The sequence below is a fragment of the Campylobacter sp. B0100352/1 genome (assembly GCF_020135855.1).
Classification (GTDB): domain Bacteria; phylum Campylobacterota; class Campylobacteria; order Campylobacterales; family Campylobacteraceae; genus Campylobacter_D; species Campylobacter_D taeniopygiae.
Window position 1 is genome coordinate 1 of record NZ_JACHTP010000100.1, and the last position, 529, is coordinate 529.

The 529-nt window shown below is 27.8% G+C and carries 1 protein-coding gene; it reads left to right on the forward strand.

What is annotated here, in order from left to right; all coding sequences use genetic code 11:
- A partial coding sequence (locus H2279_RS08715) for a hypothetical protein (protein ID WP_337196296.1) occupies positions 1-529 on the forward strand: 529 nt, incomplete at both ends.

Sequence of the window (529 nt, forward strand, 5' to 3'; positions counted from 1 at the left end):
ACACTATGCTAGATTGGGATAAGTTTTATTCTCATTTTCCTATAATAAAAAGACTAAGTAAAAAATTTCATACAAAAGAAGACATATACACTCAAAATTTTGCAAAGCAAATAGAAATAATCTTACAAAAAACTCATAATATTTTAACATTAAAAGAATTACCTCAAGGAGAATATAAATTTGATTTTGCGATCGATATAAGAGAAGAAAGAAGTGATAAAAATGAAGAGTCTTACATTATCATTAAAGAAAATGATGAAATTCCAAAAGGATATAAACGAATTTTAGATTGCAAACCCTATGAGATCGATACTTTAAATTGTCAGCTTGTAGGTATAAAGGATGAAGATTTTTTTTATCAAATTTTGCAAAATTTAGGGATAGATATAGCAGCACAATTTAATACAGGTATTTCACTTGCCTTACTTGCAAGACAAATGTCAAAATTGATTCCTTATGTGGGAACATCTGCTCTTGCCTACGATGCCTACTTAATCAACAATGAAATCAGTGAAAAAACCTATAATGA